At 35.1% G+C, this 16116-nt stretch carries 17 protein-coding genes and 1 tRNA gene; 4 read left to right on the top strand and 14 right to left on the bottom strand.

Going from position 1 to position 16116, the window contains the following annotated elements; genetic code table 11:
• Positions 1 to 3 precede the first annotated feature (3 nt).
• From FCR2A7T_RS11545 to tpx, 12 genes are all read right to left on the bottom strand, one after another.
• Complete coding sequence (locus FCR2A7T_RS11545) at positions 4 to 534, bottom strand: YceI family protein (RefSeq protein WP_035118313.1); 531 nt, start codon at positions 532 to 534, stop codon at positions 4 to 6.
• Between the two features lie 34 nt (positions 535 to 568).
• On the bottom strand, positions 569 to 1288 hold the full coding sequence (locus FCR2A7T_RS11540; protein ID WP_240471518.1) for a pirin family protein: 720 nt from the start codon (positions 1286 to 1288) through the stop codon (positions 569 to 571).
• A 396-nt stretch (positions 1289 to 1684) separates the two neighbouring features.
• Positions 1685 to 2263 carry a Crp/Fnr family transcriptional regulator gene (locus tag FCR2A7T_RS11535; RefSeq protein ID WP_023571481.1) on the bottom strand — a complete coding sequence of 193 codons (579 nt, stop codon included), beginning with the start codon at positions 2261 to 2263 and terminating at the stop codon, positions 1685 to 1687.
• 22 nt (positions 2264 to 2285) lie between these two features.
• Positions 2286 to 2609: a hypothetical protein gene (locus FCR2A7T_RS11530; protein WP_023571480.1), complete on the bottom strand. Its 324-nt coding sequence runs from the start codon at positions 2607 to 2609 to the stop codon at positions 2286 to 2288.
• Between the two features lie 72 nt (positions 2610 to 2681).
• Positions 2682 to 3917 (bottom strand): site-specific integrase, encoded by a 1236-nt coding sequence (locus FCR2A7T_RS11525; RefSeq protein ID WP_023571479.1) that lies wholly within the window; start codon positions 3915 to 3917, stop codon positions 2682 to 2684.
• Between the two features lie 278 nt (positions 3918 to 4195).
• Positions 4196 to 4280: transfer RNA gene (locus FCR2A7T_RS11520), tRNA-Ser, on the bottom strand.
• 158 nt (positions 4281 to 4438) lie between these two features.
• Positions 4439 to 5578, bottom strand: coding sequence for a 3,4-dihydroxy-2-butanone-4-phosphate synthase (gene ribB, locus FCR2A7T_RS11515; RefSeq protein ID WP_023571478.1), 1140 nt, complete (start codon positions 5576 to 5578; stop codon positions 4439 to 4441).
• A 1-nt stretch (position 5579) separates the two neighbouring features.
• Complete coding sequence (locus FCR2A7T_RS11510; protein ID WP_023571477.1) at positions 5580 to 7034, bottom strand: LptF/LptG family permease; 1455 nt, start codon at positions 7032 to 7034, stop codon at positions 5580 to 5582.
• Positions 7035 to 7041: 7 nt separating this feature from the next.
• A complete protein-coding gene (locus tag FCR2A7T_RS11505; protein ID WP_023571476.1) occupies positions 7042 to 7686 on the bottom strand; it encodes a LolA family protein in 645 nt (214 codons plus the stop codon).
• Position 7687: 1 nt separating this feature from the next.
• Positions 7688 to 10213, bottom strand: coding sequence for a DNA translocase FtsK (locus FCR2A7T_RS11500; RefSeq protein WP_023571475.1), 2526 nt, complete (start codon positions 10211 to 10213; stop codon positions 7688 to 7690).
• Between the two features lie 44 nt (positions 10214 to 10257).
• Entirely contained in the window at positions 10258 to 10632 is a 375-nt protein-coding gene (locus tag FCR2A7T_RS11495; protein ID WP_035118310.1) for a diacylglycerol kinase family protein, read from the bottom strand.
• The gene (tpx, locus tag FCR2A7T_RS11490) at positions 10632 to 11129 is read right to left on the bottom strand and encodes a thiol peroxidase (protein WP_035118525.1); all 498 of its coding nucleotides are present in this window, start codon (positions 11127 to 11129) and stop codon (positions 10632 to 10634) included. Before tpx ends, FCR2A7T_RS11495 begins: the two co-directional genes overlap by 1 nt.
• A gap of 118 nt (positions 11130 to 11247) precedes the next feature.
• Between tpx and FCR2A7T_RS11485 the strand changes: the two genes are divergently transcribed.
• The 4 genes from FCR2A7T_RS11485 to arsB are packed head-to-tail and all read left to right on the top strand — an operon-like array spanning position 11248 to position 13733.
• A complete protein-coding gene (locus FCR2A7T_RS11485) occupies positions 11248 to 11571 on the top strand; it encodes an ArsR/SmtB family transcription factor (RefSeq protein WP_023571472.1) in 324 nt (107 codons plus the stop codon).
• A gap of 15 nt (positions 11572 to 11586) precedes the next feature.
• Complete coding sequence (locus FCR2A7T_RS11480) at positions 11587 to 12057, top strand: DUF6428 family protein (RefSeq protein WP_023571471.1); 471 nt, start codon at positions 11587 to 11589, stop codon at positions 12055 to 12057.
• Between the two features lie 12 nt (positions 12058 to 12069).
• A complete protein-coding gene (locus FCR2A7T_RS11475) occupies positions 12070 to 12693 on the top strand; it encodes an arsenate-mycothiol transferase ArsC (protein WP_023571470.1) in 624 nt (207 codons plus the stop codon).
• 2 nt (positions 12694 to 12695) lie between these two features.
• The gene (gene arsB / locus FCR2A7T_RS11470) at positions 12696 to 13733 is read left to right on the top strand and encodes an ACR3 family arsenite efflux transporter (protein ID WP_035118308.1); all 1038 of its coding nucleotides are present in this window, start codon (positions 12696 to 12698) and stop codon (positions 13731 to 13733) included.
• Between the two features lie 51 nt (positions 13734 to 13784).
• Here arsB and FCR2A7T_RS11465 read toward each other — a convergent pair whose 3' ends face one another.
• Positions 13785 to 15560, bottom strand: coding sequence for an alpha/beta fold hydrolase (locus tag FCR2A7T_RS11465; protein WP_023571467.1), 1776 nt, complete (start codon positions 15558 to 15560; stop codon positions 13785 to 13787).
• 150 nt (positions 15561 to 15710) lie between these two features.
• Complete coding sequence (locus FCR2A7T_RS11460; protein WP_023571466.1) at positions 15711 to 15968, bottom strand: DUF6952 family protein; 258 nt, start codon at positions 15966 to 15968, stop codon at positions 15711 to 15713.
• Between the last annotated feature and the right edge of the window lie 148 nt (positions 15969 to 16116).

Here is a 16116-nt window from a genome sequence, read left to right as displayed (position 1 = left end):
TATTTATTGTTTAATTAATTGAATTTCAGAAGCTAATTTGATTTCCTCACCTACTAATACGCCACCTGTTTCCAGAGCTGCATTCCAAGTAAGACCAAAATCTTTTCTGTTTATTTTTCCGTTTAATGATAGTCCCGCTTTAGTGTTACCCCATGGGTCTTTCATTAGTCCGCTGTATTCTGTTTCTAAGACTATGTTTTTAGTCACGTCTTTTATTGTTAAATCGCCGTGTATTTCATAGTCATTTTCGCTTTTCTTTTTGATGCTAGTTGATACAAAAGAAAGTTTTGGATAAACATCTGCTTCAAAAAATTCAGCACTTCTTAAGTGATTATCTCTATCGGAATTATTGGTATCTACCGAAGCCGTTTCTGCTGTGAAATTAATTTTTGAAGTTTCGAAATTGTCATCTTCATTTTCGATTGTAGCCTCAAAAGCATTAAATTTTCCAGATACATTTGTAAACATCATGTGCTTTACTTTAAAGCCAATTTCTGAATGTGTAGGGTCTATTCCCCAATTTGATTTTGCCATTTTTAAATGATTTTTAATGTTGTTGTTTTGATTATTATAAAGACATAGGTACTTCCATTAATAGAATTTCAGTATTATCAGAATCTGCGGTTATATTAAATTCACCTGTATTCCAAATACCCAAACCATCACGTTTGTCTAGTTTTTGATTTCCAATGGTTGCTGTCCCGTTGATGATAAAAGCATAAACGCCGTTTCCTGCTTTTTTGATTTTATAATTAGAGGTAATTCCTTTATCGAAATTTCCTAAATGAAACCACGCATCCTGATGTATCCAAACTCCGGCATCGTTGGCATTTGGCGAAAGAATTTGCTGAAATTTGTTTTTTCTTTCTTTTTTATCCAATGTAATCTGCTCGTATCGCGGTGTAACGTTCTTTTGGTTAGGATATACCCAAATTTGAAGGAACTTTACCAGTTTGTCCTGATTTTTGTTATATTCACTATGAAAAATTCCTGTTCCGGCACTCATTACCTGAATATCTCCGTTTTTAATAACTGTAGTGTTTCCCATACTGTCTTTGTGCTCTAAATCACCTTCTAATGGAATACTGATAATTTCCATGTTATCGTGTGGATGTGTTCCGAAACCCATTCCCGGATTAACTCGGTCATCGTTCAAAACCCGCAACACACCAAAATGCATTCTTTCCGGATTATGATAATTAGCGAAACTGAAGGTGTGATGACTTTCTAACCAACCATGATTGGCAAGACCTCTTGTATCGGCTTTATGTAAAACAGTATTGTCCATAATATCTGATTTTGTATTAGGTATATGATTAAATCCCAAAATTTCTAATGGCTCGATTTCGTCGATGTCATTTTTAAGTATATTCCCGAATGCTGCTGTTGCGGCAAACATTCCTGTACCAAATAATCCTTTTTTTAAAAATTCTTTTCTGTCCATAATTTCTAATAATTAAGTTTTGATGATACAAATTTCGCTTCGTTTTTATTTCTATGCATTGAACTAGTTCAAGAACGTGTTTAAAGCTTTTGACTTAATACTTACATGACAAATTTCCTTTGAAAATTAAACCTGTGCATTGAACTAGTTCAAGAAAGTAATTTGGCCATAAAGAAAAACTTCCTGAAAACAAACAAGTTAACAGGAAGTGAATCACAATGAAAAACCAAAAACTAAAATCTATTGTTTTGAAAGTTTTGTTCTTATCTTACTGAGAAACTCAGCTGATATGCCAAGATAAGAAGCAATATAATGTTGGGGAACTCTTTGAGGAATTGTAGGGTATAATTTTATAAAGTCTAAATACTTTTCTGGGGCAGATTTTGCAATTGTGTTAATTAATCTGTTTTGTGTAGAAGAAAGATTTTTTTGAACCATCAACCTGAAGAACCTTTCAAACTTGGGTACTCTTTTTAATAATTCTTCTTTATTCTCATAAGACAGAAAAAATAGTTCACAATCTTCAAGAGTTTCTATGTATAATTTGCTTGGGGTTTTTTCATGGAAACTCGCTATATCGCTAATCCACCAATCTTCTATTGCAAATTGTATAATAACCTCGAATCCATTTTCATTTATAAAATAATTTCTTACGCACCCTTTTAAAACATAAGCTTCAAAGTCACAAATTTGTCCTTCACGTAATAAGTACTCTTTTTTGTGTACGGTTTTAAAATCAATCAAAGAGTGAAATATGTCAAGTTCACTTTCTGTAAAACTTGCACATCTATTTACAAATGCATCTATATTTTCAAACATAAAATAATTTTATTAGTTACTATTAAAAACACTCTGAATTATTAAACTCACTCAATGCAAACAGAATTTCATTTTTTAATAATCCGCTTCCACCACCATAATGTTGAATAATTAATATTTTAGGGTTTATTTTTTTTGATTTTTCTTTAATCATCTGCTCTGTAAAATCTTCAATTCCGCAACTTAAAAGTAGAATATCAAAATTCAATAAATTAACATTAGCAAATACTTCTTCTTCATTAATAAATCCACTAGCAGACCAATCAGTATTCTCATTTAATAAACGTACAAGTACATCTAATATAGGCTTGTTTTTCCCGATTACTAAAAAATTTAATTTTTTCATTTGATTTACAAATTTTATTATACAAAGATATTAATCAAATACTTAACGAAATCTTGAACTAGGACAAGAAATTTATTGAGCTCTTTTTAATACACTTTGTGAAAGTTTGCTTTTTAAAATTTTCATATCCTCACTCACTTTTCTATCCAAAACTTTGGCATAATGTTGTGTAGTTCTCAAATTTTTATGCCCAAGCATTTTGCTAACGCTCTCAATAGGAACACCATTTGTTAAAGTTACAGTAGTAGCAAAAGTATGTCGGGCAATGTGAAAGGTTAATTCTTTATCAATTTTGCAAATCCCTGCAATCTCTTTTAGATAAGCGTTCATCTTTTGATTTGAAAGAATAGGGAGTAGTTTATCTTCTCCAACACATTGTGGATGATTCTCATATTTATCGATTATCATTTGAGTAACTGGAAGAATTGGAATCTTTGAAGCACTTTCTGTTTTTTGACGATGCGTAAAAATCCATTTCTCACCATCAATTCCAATGCTTATATGGGATTTTGTCAAGTTTTTGACATCAATGTAAGCTAGTCCTGTAAAACAGCTAAAAAGGAATATATCACGAACAAGTGAAAGTCTATCGTTCTTTAAATCTTTTTCTATAATATTCTGAACCTCTTCTTCAGTTAAATAAACACGCTCAACCTCTTTAACTTTTGCTTTATAGTTTGCAAATGGATTTTTTTCCAGCCAATCATTAGCCAAACAAATCTTGATTATTTTACTGAAGTTCTTGATGTATTTTACAGCCGTATTATTAGCGCAATTTCTAACACTTCTTAAATAGAATTCGTAATCAGTAATAAAAGCATGATTTATTTTGGAAATCTCAATATCTGAAATGCCATATTTCCATTCCAAAAACTCAATTGTATGTTTCAAAGAAGTAGTATAACGCTCTAACGTTCCTAGAGCATATTCTTTGCCTACTAACTCTTTTATTTTGTTGTTATGGTCTTGAAAGATTGGGACAAGCATACGCTGTTTTTCTTCCGAACCAAAAAGTAATTCTTTAAAGTTTTCAATACTCAACTGTTGATTCTTATGTATAAGTTCCATTTGAATATCCAGCACTTTGGATTTTATTAAATCAAGATAACTATTAATTGAACGGGCTTCTTCTGTAGTACCTTTCATTTTACATGCTTCCGATAACCATCGGGTTGGGTCAATAAATTTTTTGGTACTGAATTCTGTTCTGATTCCATTTACTGTTAGGCGGACATAAATTGGAAATTGCCCTTTAGCATTAGCCTTGGTGGATTTTGCATAAAAATGCAGATTTACTTTCGCTTTCATTTTACTGACTGATTAATTATTTATCAATTTAAATTCCTAATTCAAGTCAAACAAGATGTTTACTGAATGAACAAGCTATCACTTTACAATCGTAAGCCCTGTGTTTGCAAGGATTAAGGGATTTTAGCGAGACCCAAGATTTCTAGTTTTTTCTAGGGTCTCGATTTAGTCCCTTTAGCGATAAGATTCGATGAATAATTTGGTATATGAGCAAAAGCAAAAAACCCCGAAAATCATAAGATTTTCAGGGTTTTGATACCGTTTAGGATTTTTTTCAGCGGAGAAAGAGGGATTCGAACCCCCGGACCTGTTACAGTCAACAGTTTTCAAGACTGCCGCAATCGACCACTCTGCCATTTCTCCAGTATGTCTCGCTTTACTTCCGTATTGCGAGTGCAAATATAGACGGTTTTTTTATTTCTGCAAACCTTTTAGGGGTAAAAATCGGAAATAAATTTCAATCTTTTTTTAACTCTTTCATTTCGTTTATTTTACAAAATAAAAAAAAATGAAATATTTTTTTAAAATCCTACGTATTCTGTGATTTCAAGTCCGTATCCGATCATTCCCACACGTTTTGTTTGCTCAGAATTGGATAATAATTTGATTTTTGAAATGTCCAAATCGTGTAAAATCTGTGCACCGATTCCAAAATCTTTAATATCGATTTTAATTTGAGGTGCTTTATGAACTCCTTTTTCCTGTAATTCTTTTAATTCTGACAAGCGATTTAATAAATCGGAAGATTGGGTTTGGTGATTGATAAACAAGATAGCGCCTTTTCCTTCTTCATTGATACGTTTAAACATATCATCCAGTTTTTTGTCGGCATCATTATTTGTTAATGTTCCTAAAATGTCATTATTGATATGAGTGGAATTGATTCTCGTTAAAATAGGTTCTCCCGCACTCCAACTTCCTTTGGTTAAGGCAATATGAACCTGTTTGTTGGTAATTTGTAAATAAGCACGTAAACGGAACTCACCAAAACGGGTTTGAATCTCGAAATCTTCTTTTTTATGGATAAGACTGTCGTGTTGCATTCTGTATGCTACCAAATCTTCAATGGAAACCAGTTTCAAATCTAGTTTTTTGGCTACTTCTACTAATTGGGGTAGGCGTGCCATGGTTCCGTCATCGTTCATGATTTCACAAATCACACCTGCGGGGCGAAATCCAGCCAAACGAGCAAAATCGATAGCCGCTTCCGTGTGTCCGGTACGTCGTAAAACACCACCTTCTTTTGCTATTAATGGGAAAATATGTCCGGGACGCCCTAATTCGAATGGTTTTGTATTTGGATCAACCAATGCTTCAACAGTTTTAGCTCTGTCGGAAGCTGAAATCCCTGTGGTTACTCCGTTTCCTCTTAAATCTACCGAAACGGTAAAAGCCGTTTGCATAGGGTCGGTGTTGTTTCCAACCATTGCATGAAGATCTAATTCTTTACAACGTTTTTCTGTTAAAGGCGTACAGATAAGTCCTTTTCCGTAAGTAGCCATGAAATTGATCATTTCCGGAGTTACTTTATCGGCTGCAGCCAAAAAATCACCTTCATTTTCACGATCTTCGTCATCCACCACTATAATCACTTTTCCCTGACGGATGTCTTCTATGGCTTCTTCAATGGTGTTGAGTTGTATGTTTTCTGTAGTTAGCATTTTATTCTTTATTATCAGATTCGTTGTTATTGTTGTTGAATATTTTAGTGTATAGTTTTTGGAACGGTTCGGTAATCCAATCGAAATTGACCATTACACCGATATCGTTTGTGGCTCTATACGTTAAAGAAACAGCCAAAGGGGTTAAAATGAATGACGAAAGCCATGTGCCTAAAAAAGGAGGCATTCCGTTTTCCTGTGCTACTTTCTTACCGAACGTATTGATAAAGTGGAAGGTTATGAAAATTAAAACGGCAAAGACAATAGGTAGTCCTAATCCACCTTTTCGAATGATTGCTCCCAATGGTGCTCCTATGAAGAACATAAGCAAACAGGAGAACGCAACCACAAATTTTTCATGTAGTGCAATCCAGTGTTTGTTAATGTTTTTCTGTTTTTCAAACAAATCATTTTTGTTGCTTTGTATTGAAAAATCGGTGCTGGAGATTGTATTTAATGCCGTTTCGTAAACTCTGCTTTTTTCTTCTTTCGTAAAAGACGCTAATATGTCATCAGTGCTTTTAAATTTTCCGCTGTCGGTTCCTGGTTTGGGTTTTAAGGTAAATTCAACACCCTGAGAGATATTTTCGGTAAATGAAACTACGTCTTTATTAAAACTTTTTTGAAGTGAATCAATAGTAAAATTCAATTCGTTTACATTAAGCATCGTATTGGTGTTTACGATTTCGCCGGCTTCCTCACTTTTATTTAAATTGGTAAGGTCAATATTAATTCTGTATTTCTTAAAGCTAGCCTTGGCAAAAGGAACTTTGTTTTGTTCTTCATATTTTTTCGGATAAATATCTTCGTAGTAATAACCGTCGATTAAATCCAGTTTAAGAATGTTGGATCCTTCTTCACTTTTAAGGATACCGCTTTTTGCTTTAATAACCGTTTTGTTTCCAAATCCTTGATTTGATTTAACATGCATGGTAACACCTTCCAGTAGTTCTCCGTTTTCTCCGGATTTTTTGTCTACTTTAATATTTGAATTTCCGATAGTATTAAACTGACCTTCAGCAATGGCCATAGCCGGTTTGGTTTGCAGAATGTCTTTACGGAGATTTATAAACTTATATTCGGCTTTCGGAATTACGTTATTGGCGAAAAAGAATGCGGCAAAGCTTAGTAAGAAGATAAAAACCGTTAATGCTTTCATGGCTCTGCCCAATGAGATTCCTGCAGATTTCATGGCAGCAAATTCGTAATTTTCGGCAAAGCTTCCAAAAGTCATAATAGAAGCCAGTAAAATCGATAATGGCAATACTAGCGGAACAATTTTAGGGGAGTAGAATACTAAAAATTTCACGATTACCATAAAATCCAGATTCTTACCTGCAAGTTCAGATATGAAAAGCCAAATTCCCTGTAAAACGAATATAAAAAAAAGGATTACAAATACCGAGGCAAATGTAATCAGGAAGGATTTAAGAATGTAACGATCTAAAATTTTCACCCGAAATCTAGTCTAAATTATTGATGTAGTAATTGGGGTATTTACTCTGGGTAAAGGTAAAATGATTTTTCGAAATAGGCTGATTTGTTTTAAAAGAATTAACAGTGATCGTGGTTTTCGAACCATTTTTGCCGGTTTCAATCAAATTATAGATGTTTTTGGTCTGAGCATCAATGCCTAACAGTATTTCTTTTCGATTGTCTTTTGTGTTTATCGGGGTCAGTTTTACGTATTGTATTTGTCGGCCTTTAACGTTTTGCAGGATATCCCAGGAATATTTGAACCCCGAGTTAAAAAACGTCAGCATTTTAGCAGGAGTTAAAGCACTGGTATCGTTATCATCGTGTTTGGAAACCGTGATTTCCTCGTCTTCAGGTACGATAGTGTAGTTCTTTTTTCCGTCAAAAATTTTAGTGACACCCATTAAATTCAGCACATACTGATTGCCTTTCAGGGTAACATTTCCTTTGCTGTCCTGATTGATGTTTTGCTTTAAATTCTGAAGGGAATAAGTAAAGTTGATTACAATATTATCATAGCTTTTCACTTTTGCGGAAACATCATCTAATAATTCTTTTGCTTTTTGTGAATTTTGAGCCGATGCAGTGAAACTGAAAAATAAAATCGAAAATATATAAACTAAGTGTCTCATTTTACATGTTGTTTTGTTCGTTAGCGAAAAAATGTTCCAGAGCTACTAAGTCAGGAATATTTACGCTTCTTGCCTTACTGCCTTCAAACGGACCAACAATTCCCGCAGCTTCTAACTGATCGATTAATCGACCGGCGCGGTTGTAGCCCAATTTCAGTTTGCGTTGCAGTAACGAAGCAGAACCCTGTTGTGCTGTAACAATAATTTCAGCAGCATCCCTGAACATGGAATCTCTTTCGGAGATATCTATATCAAGACTTATGCCACTTTCTTCGCCAACGTATTCCGGCAGCATATAAGCATTCGGATAGGCTTTTTGAGAACCAATATATTCGGTAATTTTTTCTACTTCGGGTGTGTCTACAAAGGCACATTGTACACGAACAATATCGTTTCCTTGTGTGTACAATAAATCGCCTCGTCCGATTAACTGATCGGCGCCGCCGGTATCTAAAATGGTTCTTGAATCGATTTTAGAGGTTACACGGAAAGCGATTCGGGCTGGGAAATTCGCTTTAATCATACCGGTAATTACGTTTACTGAAGGACGTTGCGTGGCGATAATTAAATGAATTCCGATAGCACGTGCTAACTGTGCCAAACGGGCGATTGGGGTTTCCACTTCTTTCCCGGCTGTCATAATTAAATCGGCAAACTCATCGACAACCAAAACGATATACGGTAAAAATCGGTGTCCGTTTTCAGGATTTAATTTACGGTGTTTGAACTTCTCGTTGTATTCCTTGATGTTACGAACCATCGCATCCTTCAGTAATGAATAACGATTGTCCATTTCAATACAAAGTGAGTTTAAGGTATTGATAACCTTGGTGTTATCGGTAATGATTGCATCGCCGTCATCCGGAAGTTTTGCAAGATAATGTCTTTCGATTTTGTTGAAAAGCGTCAATTCGACTTTTTTCGGATCGACCAAAACGAATTTTACTTCTGCCGGATGTTTTTTATACAACAGGGAAGTCAGCACCGCATTTAAACCTACTGATTTTCCTTGTCCTGTAGCACCTGCCATCAATAAGTGCGGCATTTTTGCTAGATCGACAACAAAAGTTTCGTTTGAAATGGTTTTTCCTAATGCGATAGGCAATTCCATTTCAGCCGTTTGAAATTTCGGAGAAGCAATTACGCTTTTCATTGAAACCATAGTCGGATTATTGTTCGGCACTTCAATACCGATGGTTCCTTTTCCGGGGATAGGAGCGATGATACGAATTCCCAAAGCGGCTAACGAAAGCGCAATGTCATCCTCAAGATTTTTAATTTTTGAAATACGGATTCCGGCTTCGGGTACGATTTCATATAAGGTAACCGTTGGACCAACAGTCGCTTTAATTTGTGAAATTCCGATGTTGTAGTTTTTTAAGGTGTCTACAATTCGGTTTTTATTTTCTTCCAGTTCCGCCTGATTGATGGTAATACCGCCAGAAGAATATTCTTTTAGTAATTCTATCGAAGGAAACTGATAATTGGACAATTCCAATGTAGGGTCAAATTCACCAAAATCCTGAACCAAACGGGCGGCTAAATTTTCTTCAACAGCAGCTTCTTCTTCAATTTTTTCGATGGTAAAACTGTCGTCGTCGGTATGTATTATTTCTGACTTCGGAACTTCCGGAACAATTGGCTCAATGATATGAGGAACAGCAACGGGAGGAACCGGTTTCAGACTGATTTCAGAAGGATTACTGATGGTTGGTTTTAGTGCTTCTTTGTTGATTTCAAAAGTGGAAGGCGTGGTTTTTAATTCGATATTGGACAGAATTTCATCATCTTCCGCATCATTGAAATCCAAACTCGGATTGGAACTTACAATTTCTTCATCAACAATAATATCGTTAATTGCCGGTTCAGGAGTAATGGCAACATTTTCAGTAATTTGACTGCCTTCATTTAATTCTTCCTCGAAAGACTTACTTCTGTTTTCAAAGAAGTTTTTAATACCTTCGGTAGAGACTTTTATTTTCAAAATCAAATATACGATTACACCGAAAAGCAACACGAGGAACGTTCCTGTTTTGCCAATGTAATCCTGAGTGAAAAGGTTCATTTCATAACCAATTACGCCGCCCAATTGCGGAACATAATCCCAGAAAAACCCGAAAAGAATCGAAATGATTACCATCGCGAACATATCCCAGAAAAGGGAACTTTTCAGTTTAGCCAATGAAATATCCACCAAAAGGTATGCTCCTGCCAAAAAGAACAAGCGTACGAATAAAAATGAAGCGGCTCCGAATCCTTTGTACAAAAAGAAATCCGATAGATAGGCTCCGAATTTACCCAACCAATTATAGGTTTTTTCACTTCTGTCGGCAAAAGACGTAAGCGCACTCTGATCGTAATCTCCGTAAATATAATAGGAAACAAAGGAAAGCAATAATGCGACAGAAAATAAAACGAGCAAAGCCCCAATAAGGACTTTGTTTCTGCGATTTAACTTCCAGGGTGTTTTTGGAGTATCGTTGTCAGCTTTTTTTTCGGAAGCTTCTTTTTTTGTTGTCTTCGCCATTTAGAATACTAAAATTTGATGAAAAATAGAGAATCGGTCTTAAATTAGATTATTCTTGGTAAATATATAATTAATCCTATTCCGATGGCAGATAAGGCCGCAAAAAAAACAGCTCCGGCGGCAATATCTTTAATAAAACCAATACGTTCGTGGTAATTAGGATGAATAAAATCAGCAATTTTTTCAACTGCGGTATTCAATCCTTCGATACTTAAAACCAGTCCGAAAGCCAGTATCTGAAACATCCATTCGGTCTGGGAAATATGAAAATAAAAGCCGGCAATCGTCATTAAAACAGCGATTGACGACTGAACCATAACACTATGTTCAGTCGTAATCAGTTTTATTGCGCCTTTAACTGCAAAACCAACGCTTTTGAGTCTTCCGGTAAAAAAAGTAGTGTCTTTGTTAACTTCCATTAAAGTGCAGCTAAAGCGTTTTCATAATTAGGTTCATCAACAATATCTGCAACCTGTTCGGTATATTTTACTACGCCGTTTTCATCCAAAACAATCACGGCTCTGGAGTGTAATCCGGCTAATGGTCCGTCTGTAATGGTTAAACCATAAGTATTTCCGAAAGAAGCATCTTTAAAATCAGAAAGATTCACCACATTTTCTAAACCTTCAGCACCACAAAAACGAGTTTGAGCAAAAGGCAAATCGCGCGAAATACATAAAACTTTAGTGTTTTCTAAGTTACTTGCGGTTTCATTGAATTTTCGAACCGATGTGGCACACGTACTTGTATCGATACTAGGAAAGATGTTTAAAACCAGTTTACTTCCTTTAAAATCGGTAAGCGAAACCGTTGATAAATCGTTTTTTACTAATGTAAAGTCAGATGCCTGAGAACCTACTAAAGGCAAAGTACCAGTTGTGTTTACCGGGTTTCCTTTTAATTTTATTTGCGCCATTTTGTTGCTTTTTTTAAGAATTTCAAAAGTAATGAATTTATTTGAGATTTGATTTTTTGCCGAATTGCTTTTTTGTTTAATTGAATTATCGTAATATTGCAATATAAAAATATATAAAATGGGCGCATCTAAATCAGAATTCTTTTCGGAACAACAAAACGAGCTGGCTTCTTTATTCAAAGCAATCTCACATCCTGCGAGAGTCGCTATAATTGAATACCTGTTAAAAGTTGATTCGTGCATTTGCGGGGATATCGTAAACGAATTGCCTTTGGCACAACCAACCGTTTCCCAGCATTTAAAGGAGTTGAAAAATGTAGGTATTATAAAAGGAAATATAGAAGGAACGGCAATTTGTTATTGCTTAAATCCCGAAACCATGAAAAAATTGGAAAATTATTTTTCAGGTATATCGAAAGAATTAAAAACGAAATGTTGTTAACTAAAAATTAAAGTTATGAAACTATCAGAAATTAAAGAAATATTGAAAACAGTAGAAACTGTGAATTTTCAATTGCCAAACGGGACATTTGTTCCTGAACATTTTCACGTTACCGAAGTAGGTATGATTACCAAAAACTTCATTGATTGTGGCGGAACGGTACGAAATGAAAAAGTAGTGAATTTCCAATTGTGGGATGCTAATGATTTTGAACACCGTTTAAAACCTAAGAAACTGAATGATATTATCGCATTATCCGAAAAAGCATTAGGCATTGAAGATTATGAAGTTGAAGTTGAATTTCAGGCAGAAACCATCGGAAAATATGATTTGGGTTTTAACGGTAAAGATTTTCTTTTGCTTGCCAAACAAACTGCTTGTCTAGCCCAGGATCAATGCGGAATTCCGAAAGGAAAAATGAAAGTTTCCTTAAAAGATTTACCACAACAAACCTCATGTTGTACGCCAAATTCCGGATGTTGCTAAAAAGATGATTTTATGAACAAATTGTTTATCGATTTAGAAAATCAGATTCAAGGGTTTTCAGAAAATGCCATTTCATCCGAAAGGAGAGAAATGCTTGAGCCGCTGATTGATTATATCCAAAATAAAGTCAATGAAAATAAAGGCATTAAGTTGAATTTCATCTGTACACACAATTCCAGAAGAAGTCATTTGTCGCAAATTTGGGCGCAAACGATGGCATTTCATTACGGAATTAAAAATGTAGAGTGTTTTTCGGGTGGAACCGAAGCTACGGCGCTATTTCCCAAAGTAGCAGAAACATTGCTAAATCAAGGATTCTCAGTAGAAAAATTAAGTAGTGAACCTAATCCGGTTTACAGTATTAAGTTTTCGAATAATGAACATCCTGTGATTGGGTTTTCCAAAGTTTTTGATGCCGAATTCAATCCGAAATCGGGTTTTGCAGCAATTATGACTTGTTCACAAGCAGACGAAGGATGCCCGTTTATTGCAGGTGCCGAAAAACGTTTCCCGATTCGTTACGACGATCCGAAAGTATACGATAATTGCGATTTACAAACCGAAAAATATTCAGAACGAAGCATTGATATCGCTACCGAAATGAAATATGTTTTTTCACAAATAAAAAAGCAATAAACATGGCTAACCGAAAACGATTAAAATTTTTGGATCAATATTTAACGCTATGGATTTTTCTGGCCATGGCAATAGGGGTGGGGATTGGATATTTTATTCCCGATTCTTCCGGCTTTATCAATTCTTTTTCTTCAGGAACGACTAATGTTCCTTTGGCAATCGGATTGATTTTGATGATGTATCCGCCACTCATAAAAGTGGATTTTTCGAAAATTCCGCAAATGTTTAAACAACCAAAATTACTCATCGCCTCCTTTGTCATTACCTGGATTGTCGGACCGTTTTTAATGTTTTTATTGTCGATTTTCTTTTTAAGAGATTTTCCGGAATACATGACAGGACTTATTATAATTGGTTTGGCTCCTTGTATCGCAATGGTCATCGTTTGGAATGAATTAGCCGAAGGGAATCGTGAATTAACCGCTGGTTTAGTAGGTATCAACAGTTTGCTGCAGGTATTCTTTTTCAGTTTGTACGCTTATTTTTATCTGGAAATCATGCTTCCGTTGTTTGGAATTCACGGATTGTCCATAGATATCACTATAGCTGAAATTGCTAAAACAGTTGGGATTTATCTCGGAATTCCTTTTGTGCTGGCAGTTATTAGTCGGTTCATGATTCGAAAATATATTGGTGAGAAATGGTTCAATCAAACTTTTCTACCATTTATTTCTCCAATTACTTTAATCGCGCTATTGTTTACGATTGTGGTGATGTTCAGTTTAAAAGGCGAAATGATTGTGGATATTCCTATGGATGTGCTTCGAATTGCTGTTCCGCTGATTATCTTTTTCGGAATCATGTTCTTTTTAATGTTTTTCGTTAGCAAGAGAATAGGAGCGACTTACCGTGATGCGGCTTCACTTTCTTTCACGGCTTCGGGTAATAATTTCGAATTGGCTATTGCAGTAGCAATTGGTGTTTTCGGAATTAACAGCGGTCAGGCTTTTGCAGGTGTGATTGGTCCGTTAGTAGAAGTTCCTGCATTGATATTATTGGTACGAGTAGCTTTCAGGCTCAAAAAGAAATATTATAAATAATGAAAAAAGCGCTCAATTTTGAGCGCTTTTTTTATTTCTGTGTGTAAAGAGTTATTCTTTAATTACTTTAATGGTTTGTTGCTGTCCTTCATTTTCTAAAACAATCATATAGATTCCTTTTGAATAACCTGACATGTCAATTGTATTTGAAGTTACTGAAGATTCAAATGATTTTGTATTTAATTGTTGTCCAAGAATAGAGTAAACGGTTGCTTTGGAAAGACTCATATTATCCAAATGCAGCACATCTTTAACAGGATTCGGATAAAATTTGAAATCAGCTGTAAGGTGTTCTGAAACAGACAAAGTGCTTGTTATCGTAAATTGATATTGAGGAGTAACAAATGTACTGTTGGTTGCGCCTGTGTTTGGGTTTGGAATTATACTGACAACCTTAAGGAAATAATCTCCCGGAGTTAAAGTTCTGGTGAAATTTAGAGTAGCTCCTGAATTATTCTGCACAGCACCAATAGCAGTTCCTGAATTATCCAAAATTGTAGCATTCATGGAAGTCGTCGCAATGTTACTGATTGATACATTTGCATTTACATTGTCCGCCACGGTAAATTTATAAAAATCATTATCCGGGTTTGCAGGTGTAGTTTGAATGGAAGTATAGCCATAATACAATTTATTGGTATTGATGCCGTACGCCAATTCTTTTACATTTGGTTCGTCCAAACCTTGCATGATCTGATAGTAATATCCGGGTAATTCGGTATGGTTTTCTATGATATCATAACCGGAATTAAAATAAAAAATTTTGTTAGGGTAGGTTAGTCCGGTTAAATAATTGTCCATTTTAGATGAAGGCTCCGCAACTACACCATCAGTTGTAATATTACTTCCAAAAGCATTCGTAATGCGTCCGATAACACTGGAAAAATCAATTAAGTTATCTATAGGTCTCTGATTTAATCCCTGAATGGTTTCACCGGTAATTCCGTTACAGTTGATATCGGCTGTATAAAAATCAGGAGTAGACGAATTGTCATTCATACTTGATGAAGTCAGGGTTTCTGTTCCGCCAAAAAGAAAATGACTTGGCTCGCCACTATAATAATACGTAGCTTTTAAATCTCGAATGGCTTCCGATTGTAAATCGGTTCCGATTAAGCTGGCGATGGTACTGTTATCACTGGCGTTACTTCCTCCATGTGGTGTTCCTACCGTTAATAATTTAGCAACATGGTGTTTGTTATCTGATTGCCAGTTGGATGGATTTTGAATGTATTCTCTTGAGGCCAATCCGCCCATACTGTGACCTACTAAAATGACTTTGTCTTTTCCGGTTAATTGTAAAACACGTTCCACGGCTTTTTTAACCGCAGCGCCTTGTTTTGCAACTGCCGATTGATTACTTAGCACGTCTGTACCGAAAGCACCGTTAATTTTTACACTGAAGTTAACGGTGTAGTAATCTCCATTAATAACCGATGATTCAAATGCGGCGATATCTGCTCCGGGAGTTGGATAAAAGTTTTTATTGGTTGTGGTGTTGTTTCCATCGGCGTTCAGACAAAAATCAAAACGACCGCCATAGGTATATAAATATTGGGTATCGAAATAGTTTAAAGTGGTATTCCAAGTGTTTGAGTCAGAATTTAGTCCGTGAACGAAAATAATCGGGTAAGGCAATTTGCTTTCAAAAACTTTCCCGGATAGATTTTCAGGCGGTGCTTTTAATGCAAAAACACTATCACCAATTTTCCCGAACAGTTCATATTCTTTCGGACGGGGTTTGTATTGAAATTTAGCATCCTGAGCCAATGCAGACCCAACTAGGAACAACGATAAAAAAGAAGTAATAAAAGTAGTTTTCTTCATATAAGCGTTAATTTTTGAATAACGAATATATAAATATTTTGTTAATTTATTATGATTGCATAATAAATTTTGTATCTGAATAATAATATGTAAAAAAAAAGCGCTCTTTCATTGAATGATTAAGCGCTGTATATCTAAGGTTTCGGAAATTTATTTGTCAATAGATCCTAAAACGCGTTGCATGAATGCGTTAAGGGCTTCTTTTTTATCTTTTCCTTCTTTAACCATTTTATTCACTTCAAGGGCACCATACATATTGGAAATCAATTCGCCGATTACATCCAATTCCTCATCTTTTAATGACGGAACTTCGGTTAAGGCTTCCAGTACTTCGATAGTTTCAATGATATAATCCTGATCGTTTTCTTCAATAAACTGGGTCAGGTGTTTGATTACGGGTAGTTTCATTTTTTAGACTTCTTAGATTGTTGGTTTTTTAGACTTCTTAGACTTGCCTGGACTTCTTGGAATTTTAAATTTTTTAGATTTTTTATGCTGATGGATGTATTATTGGTAATTTAATAAGTTTAGAAAAAAAAAAAATATTTTATCAGCG

Origin of the sequence: Flavobacterium cauense R2A-7 (assembly GCF_000498475.1) — a bacterium.
In the GTDB taxonomy this organism is placed as follows: domain Bacteria; phylum Bacteroidota; class Bacteroidia; order Flavobacteriales; family Flavobacteriaceae; genus Flavobacterium; species Flavobacterium cauense.
This window is presented reverse-complemented; position numbering and strand designations above follow the sequence as displayed.